Below are 6,831 nucleotides of genomic sequence, written 5' to 3' on the forward strand. Positions count from 1 at the left end.
ATCATTTATATTTTCGGTCGCTAACCTAAAAGCAAAGCGGCGGTATGTCAACTCTTGTGGCAGCACAATGTGCGACTTTGGCTTGCATCCTTGTCCACTAACAATGAAAATGAGAAGCATTACTTATACTGATAACAGGATGCTGATTCGTGAGTCTCCCCTCTTTTTGCCGCACCGTGCTCTTACTGGCAGGTTTGTCTATTTCAGGAATTTCTTCAGGTTATGCCGCCGACTGGCCGCGTCAGGTTACCGACAGTCGTGGTACGCATACGCTGGAACATAAGCCGCAGCGAATTGTCTCCACCAGCGTCACCCTCACCGGCTCGCTGCTGGCAATTGATGCCCCGGTCATCGCCAGCGGCGCTACTACGCCGAACAATCGTATCGGCGATGCACAGGGCTTTTTACGCCAGTGGAGCGAAGTGGCAAAGGCGCGCAAACTGAGCCGCCTGTATATCGGCGAACCGAGCGCTGAGGCCGTGGCGGCGCAAATGCCGGATCTGATTCTGATCAGCGCCACCGGGGGAGATTCAGCCCTCGCGCTATACGATCAGTTGTCCACCATTGCGCCAACGCTAATCATTAATTACGACGACAAAAGCTGGCAGGCGCTGCTGACGCAGTTAGGTGAAATTACCGGTCAGGAGCAACAGGCGGCTGCGCGTATTGCCGAGTTTGATAAGCAACTGCAGGCGGTCAAGCAGCGTATTACCCTGCCGCCGCAACCGGTCAGCGCGCTGGTGTACACCGCTGCAGCGCACAGCGCCAACCTGTGGACGCCTGAGTCGGCGCAGGGCAAGCTGATGGAGCAGTTAGGTTTCACCCTGGCACCGCTGCCTGCCGGATTGCACACCAGCCAGAGTCAGGGCAAACGCCACGATATCATCCAGCTTGGCGGTGAGAACCTGGCGGCTGGCCTGAACGGCGAAGCGCTGTTCCTGTTCGCTGGCGACAACAAAGATGCCGACGCCATTTATGCTAATCCGCTGCTGGCGCATCTGCCTGCCGTGCAGAATAAACGTGTTTACGCCCTGGGTACGGAAACCTTCCGTCTCGACTACTACAGCGCGACCCTGCTGCTGCAACGTCTGTCAGCTCTCTTTTAATCGCCAGCGCCGGATACGGCTAACGCCTTATCCGGCCTACAAACCGTAGAAGACAACGCTATCCGGCATTCACGGGCATTTGTTGGAATCGGCGCACGTCTCCCAGCAACAGCAGCAGTAGCAGACCGACAATCACCAGCCCAAACCCACTTACGCTTGCCGAAGCAACCGGTGTCATCATCGCCCCCAACCCCCCTAACAGCGCCGCGCCGATCGCATCTCCTGTTACGTTCTGCGCAGTCCACAAACCGTTAATTCGCCCGAGCATCGCTTCTGGCGTCTGCGTCTGTAACAGGGTGTACTGCAACAAAGAGCTGACCGCACTCAGCCAGCCGAACAGCGCCAGGCAGACAACGCCAAGCTCCCAGACCGGCATCAACCCAAACAGACCGATAGCCAGGAACGAAGCCACGGTCGATACCAGCATGATCAGTCCCGGACGCACGCTGTGCGCCAGTTGCCCGCTGGTCAACGCGCCCACCGCCGCGCCAAGAGGAATGGCCGCATACAGCAGACCTATTTGCGCACTCGACATTTGCCAGTTAATCGCCAACGCGGGATACAACACGCGCACGGCGCTCGCCATAGTCAACAGACCGCCAAGCAGCGCAATGCCGCCAATCAGCGGGCTGGCAAGCAGAAAGCGAAATGCTGCCAGCAGCGATTTTAGCGGATGCTCGCGCGGCTGCGGCGGAGGCGGCAGCGCGGGAAGGCTCAGCAACGGCAGCAAGGTAATGAAAGTGCCCGCCGCCGCCAGACCGTAGTTCCACGCCACGCCACCGGTCGCGAGCAATACCCCGCCAAGCATCGGCGAAATAACCGAACCCAGACGTACCGTCAGCATGGTAATCGCCCCGGCCTGCATCAAATTCTCCCGGCCAACCAGCGCCGGTGTTGCCGCCAGCAACGCGGTCACGCCCAGCGAGGCAAAGAAACCGTCCCATAAGCCAAGCAAATAAATCGCCAGTAACGACGGTTCGGGCAGCAGCGCATTCAGACACAGACCAATAAAGCCGATTCCGCAGGTTCCACGAGCCAACAGGATCACTTTTTTACGCTCATAGCGGTCGGCCAGCACCCCGCCCACCATCAGACCAATAAACATTGCGCTGCCGGTCAACGTCACTGACAAACCTACCTGCCAGGTCGACTGGGTCATCATCTGGATCTGTACCGGAACCGCCACGCCGAGTAGCCCCAGAGAGACAATGGAAATAAAACGGGCGAGGAAGACGGCGCGAAATGCAGGGTGGGTCTTTAACAGGCTGAGATTGAGCAGCCAGGATTGTCGATTCATTACAGAGCCTTACCAGGTACTTTTTCAATATCCATTCGATGGCTGCACATGCTAACATATCCAAATAAGATCGATAACGATAATTACTATCATTATCAGGGAAGTTGATATGTCATGCTCTGTTTCCGCGACACGTGCCTTCGCCGTGCCCGGACTATTGTTATTACTTGTTCTCACCACGGTATTAAGTCTGGTTATTGGCGCCAAGTCGCTACCGGCCTCCGTGGTGCTGGATGCACTTACCAGCAGTTGTCAAAGCGCTGATTGCACCATCGTGCTGGACGCGCGACTGCCGCGCACGCTGGCGGGACTGCTCGCCGGTGGGGCGCTGGGTCTGGCTGGTGCATTAATGCAAACGCTCACGCGTAACCCTCTCGCCGATCCCGGCATTCTGGGCGTTAACTCCGGTGCCAGCTTCGCTATTGTGCTGGGAGCCGCGCTGTTCGGCTTTTCCTCTGCGCAAGAACAACTGCTGATGGCCTTTTCCGGGGCACTGGCCGCGTCGCTTATAGTGGCATTTACCGGCAGCCAGGGCGGCGGGCAGTTAAGCCCGGTGCGTCTGACGCTGGCGGGCGTTGCGCTGGGCGCGGTGCTGGAAGGATTATCCACCGGAATCGCCCTGCTCAACCCGGATGTCTACGATCAGTTGCGTTTCTGGCAGGCCGGTTCATTGGATATCCGCAGCCTGCAAACGCTGAAGGTCGTCCTGGTGCCGGTACTGATTGCCGCGGCTGTCGCGTTGTTCCTTAGCCGCGCCCTGAATAGCCTGAACCTCGGGAGCGACACCGCCACCGCGCTTGGCAGCAAAGTCGCTCGCACGCAGTTTATTGGCCTGTTGGTGATTACCGTACTGTGCGGCAGTGCGACCGCGATTGTCGGCCCTATCGCCTTTATCGGCCTGATGATGCCGCATATGGCGCGCTGGCTGGTGGGGGCAGATCACCGTTGGTCGCTGCCCGTTACCCTGCTGGCAACCCCCTCTCTGTTGCTAATTGCCGATATCATCGGTCGCCTGATTGTCCCCGGTGAACTGCGCGTTTCAGTGGTCAGCGCATTTATCGGCGCGCCGGTGCTTATCTTTCTGGTACGCCGGAAACCGCGCGGGGGTGGCGCATGATGCACCTCTCCCGCCGCCTGATAGTCAGCAGCCTGCTGCTGGTTGTAGGTTGTCTCGCCGTTGGCTTATGGAGCCTGCGTAGCGGCGTCGTGACGCTGGAAACCCAGCAAATTATTGCCGCTCTGCTTGGCGATGCGCCGCGCAGTATTACGCTGGTGGTGACCGAATGGCGTTTGCCACGCGTGCTGATGGCGCTATTGATTGGCGCGGCGCTCGGCGTGAGCGGTGCAATATTCCAGTCGCTGATGCGCAACCCGCTGGGCAGCCCGGATGTGATGGGTTTCAATACCGGTGCCTGGAGCGGTGTGCTGGTGGCAATGGTGCTGTTCGGACAGCATCTCACCGCTATCGCGCTTGCGGCCATGGTTGGCGGGGTCCTGACGTCTCTGGTGGTCTGGGCGCTCGCCTGGCGCAATGGTATCGACACCTTTCGGCTGATTATTATTGGGATCGGCATACGCGCCATGCTGGTTGCGTTCAACACCTGGCTACTGCTGAAGGCATCATTAGAAACCGCGCTGACCGCCGGACTGTGGAACGCCGGATCGCTCAATGGCCTGACCTGGGCCAAAACCTGGCCTTCTGCCCCACTGATTATCCTTATGCTGGTGTGCGCCACGCTGCTGGTGCGCCGGATGCGTTTACTGGAAATGGGTGATGACAGCGCCTGTGCGCTTGGCGTCAGCGTAGAGCGCTCACGTCTGATGATGATGCTGGTTGCGGTTGTACTGACCGCTGCCGCCACCGCGCTGGCTGGCCCTATCTCGTTTATTGCCCTTGTCGCCCCACATATCGCGCGGCGGATTAGCGGCACATCGCGCTGGGGATTAACCCTGTCGGCGCTGTGTGGCGCGTTGCTGCTGTTGATGGCGGATTTATGCGCCCAACAGCTGTTTATGCCTTATCAGCTTCCGGTGGGCGTTGTCACCGTAAGCCTCGGCGGTATTTATCTTATCGTCTTGTTAATTCAGGAGTCCCGCAAAAAATGATCGAATCAGTAGCCCGTTTGCGTGGCGACCAGTTAACGCTGGGTTATGGCAAATTTACCGTAGCGGAAAACCTCAATGTGTCGATTCCAGACGGTCACTTCACCGCGATTATCGGGCCAAACGGCTGCGGAAAATCAACGCTACTGCGCACGCTTAGTCGTCTGATGACGCCCGCGCACGGTAAGGTCTGGCTCGACGGCGAGCATATCCAGCACTATGCCAGCAAAGAGGTTGCTCGCAGAATAGGTTTGTTGGCGCAGAACGCCACCACGCCGGGTGATATTACGGTACAGGAGCTGGTTGCCCGTGGGCGCTACCCGCACCAGCCATTGTTTACCCGCTGGCGAAATGAGGATGAAATCGCGGTCTCAAACGCAATGCAGGCGACGGGAATCACTCATCTTGCGTCACAAAGTGTGGATACCCTTTCCGGTGGACAACGCCAGCGCGCATGGATTGCGATGGTGCTGGCGCAGGAAACGTCGATTATGCTGCTCGACGAACCTACCACCTGGCTGGATATCAGCCATCAGATCGATCTACTGGAGCTGCTGAGTGAGCTAAACCGGGAGAAAGGGTATACGCTGGCCGCCGTTCTGCACGATCTTAATCAGGCGTGTCGCTATGCAACGCATCTGATTGCGCTGCGTGACGGAAAAATTGTTGCCGAGGGTGCGCCGAAGGAGATCGTCACAGCGCAGCTTATTGAAAAAATCTATGGTCTGCGCTGTATGATTATCGACGATCCGGTTGCCGGAACGCCGTTAGTGGTGCCGCTTGGGCGTACACCGAAAATTCATACCCAGTCATCTCTATAGGGATGACTACACGGGTCAGCGTTTAACACGCTGACCCGATGACGTTTATTGGATATTTTAGAGCAGGTCACGCATGACTGGCCCAATCTTCTCAAACGCTTCAGGAGTTATGATATCAACATGCGCGCAATCCTGACGATATACATCCAGACTGGATATCCACGGTGACCAACTGCGTTCAGGACTGACCCCCGGCACTAAGGTGCGCTCAGCAACGAACAGCGTGGCGTGACCAGCAAACGGCGCGCTGTGTGCCGTGGTGAGCAGGCGAACCGCATCGGCGTAGTTACCTTCGATAGCATTAAATAAGGCCTCTGACGCATTCCCCTGCTGCGCTGCCAGAAACGCTTCACGTTCACGCTCGATCTCGGCCAGTACCGCGGGATCCAACCCATTAGCCTCCTTTTCCTGCCAGTTTTGCGTTTCCGGCGGCCAGGTATCCAGCAGCCCCAGGAATGCAACTGTCTCTCCTCTGGCATGTAAGCGTGCGGCGATTCCCTGCGCCAACGTCCCCCCCAGCGAGTAGCCTAATAAATAATAGGGACCATGAGGCTGCTGGCTGAGCAGCGTTGCCAGGTGATGTTCGCATACCGCATCAAGGTTTTCCGCCGTCTGCATAGGGCCATCCGGTCGCGGCGACTGAATGCCAATAATCGACCACTGCGGGCTGAGGTAACGCGACAGCACGCTAAACTGCCAGGCGAAACCCGACGCCGGATGGAAGCAAAACAGCGTTGGGCCATGACTTTCACGCAGCGGCAGCAGCGTCTCGAATCCCAGACGCTGCGACTGTTCATCATCATTGCTCTCCAGCAGTGCACTCAGTTGTTCAACAGTAGAAGCCACCATTATCTGCCCAGGCGTTACCTGACGCTCAAAAATCCGGCTCAACTGCGCTGCCAGCTTCATCGCCAGCAGCGAATGTCCGCCAAGCGCAAAGAAGTCAGCCTCTACGTCATTAACCTCGCAATCCAGCAAAGCCGCAAAAGACTGCGCAATGGCGGTTTCAGTCCCTGCTCGCGGCGCACGTCCTGACGTACGCGACGTCAACTGCGGCATCGGCAGCGCTTTACGATCCAGTTTACCGTTTGCACTCAGCGGCAGCTCCGCCAGTTGCAACAATACCGTCGGCACCATATGCGCAGGCAGTTTTTCACGCAGAGTTTCTCGCAATGCAGACGTATCCAGCGGTAACCCCGATTGCGACACCAGATACCCCACCAACTGTCGTGCATCGCCGCCTGTCGCCGCCGCCTGGTTGAATACGCAGGCGTGGGCAACGGCATGTTCGACATCTGGCAGTTGCTGCATCACCCGATCAATCTCACCGAGCTCAATGCGCTGTCCGCGAATTTTAAGCTGGTCATCGCTGCGCCCGAGGTATTCCACTGCGCCATTCTCCAGCCAGCGCGCCACATCCCCGGTACGGTACATGCGTTCACCAGGGTTAAATGGATCGGCGATAAAGCGGCTCGCGGTTAGATCCGCTCGCCCCAGGTATCCT

6 protein-coding genes are annotated in these 6,831 nt (G+C 57.9%); 4 read left to right on the top strand and 2 right to left on the bottom strand.

Annotated elements, in window-relative coordinates; genetic code table 11:
* The first annotated feature begins 149 nt into the window (after window positions 1-149).
* Window positions 150-1,106 carry a Fe2+-enterobactin ABC transporter substrate-binding protein gene (fepB, locus tag KQJ19_RS10775; protein ID WP_016155944.1) on the top strand — a complete coding sequence of 319 codons (957 nt, stop codon included), beginning with the start codon at window positions 150-152 and terminating at the stop codon, window positions 1,104-1,106.
* 58 nt (window positions 1,107-1,164) lie between these two features.
* Here the strand turns inward: fepB and entS are convergent, their stop codons facing one another.
* Window positions 1,165-2,403, bottom strand: coding sequence for an enterobactin transporter EntS (entS, locus tag KQJ19_RS10780; protein WP_216403647.1), 1,239 nt, complete (start codon window positions 2,401-2,403; stop codon window positions 1,165-1,167).
* 109 nt (window positions 2,404-2,512) lie between these two features.
* Between entS and fepD the strand changes: the two genes are divergently transcribed.
* The 3 genes from fepD to fepC are packed head-to-tail and all read left to right on the top strand — an operon-like array spanning window position 2,513 to window position 5,327.
* Window positions 2,513-3,520, top strand: coding sequence for a Fe(3+)-siderophore ABC transporter permease (fepD, locus tag KQJ19_RS10785; protein WP_216403648.1), 1,008 nt, complete (start codon window positions 2,513-2,515; stop codon window positions 3,518-3,520).
* Window positions 3,517-4,509 (top strand): iron-enterobactin ABC transporter permease, encoded by a 993-nt coding sequence (gene fepG / locus KQJ19_RS10790; RefSeq protein ID WP_016152193.1) that lies wholly within the window; start codon window positions 3,517-3,519, stop codon window positions 4,507-4,509. The genes fepD and fepG overlap by 4 nt, the downstream gene beginning before the upstream one ends.
* Window positions 4,506-5,327 (top strand): iron-enterobactin ABC transporter ATP-binding protein, encoded by an 822-nt coding sequence (gene fepC, locus KQJ19_RS10795; RefSeq protein WP_016152192.1) that lies wholly within the window; start codon window positions 4,506-4,508, stop codon window positions 5,325-5,327. The genes fepG and fepC overlap by 4 nt, the downstream gene beginning before the upstream one ends.
* A gap of 57 nt (window positions 5,328-5,384) precedes the next feature.
* On the opposite strand, the gene KQJ19_RS10800 is transcribed toward fepC, so the two are convergent.
* On the bottom strand, window positions 5,385-6,831 hold a 1,447-nt coding region (locus KQJ19_RS10800; RefSeq protein WP_216403649.1), incomplete at its 5' end, for a thioesterase domain-containing protein.

The organism is Citrobacter sp. S46_ASV_140 (genome assembly GCF_018919545.1).
GTDB lineage: Bacteria > Pseudomonadota > Gammaproteobacteria > Enterobacterales > Enterobacteriaceae > Citrobacter > Citrobacter braakii.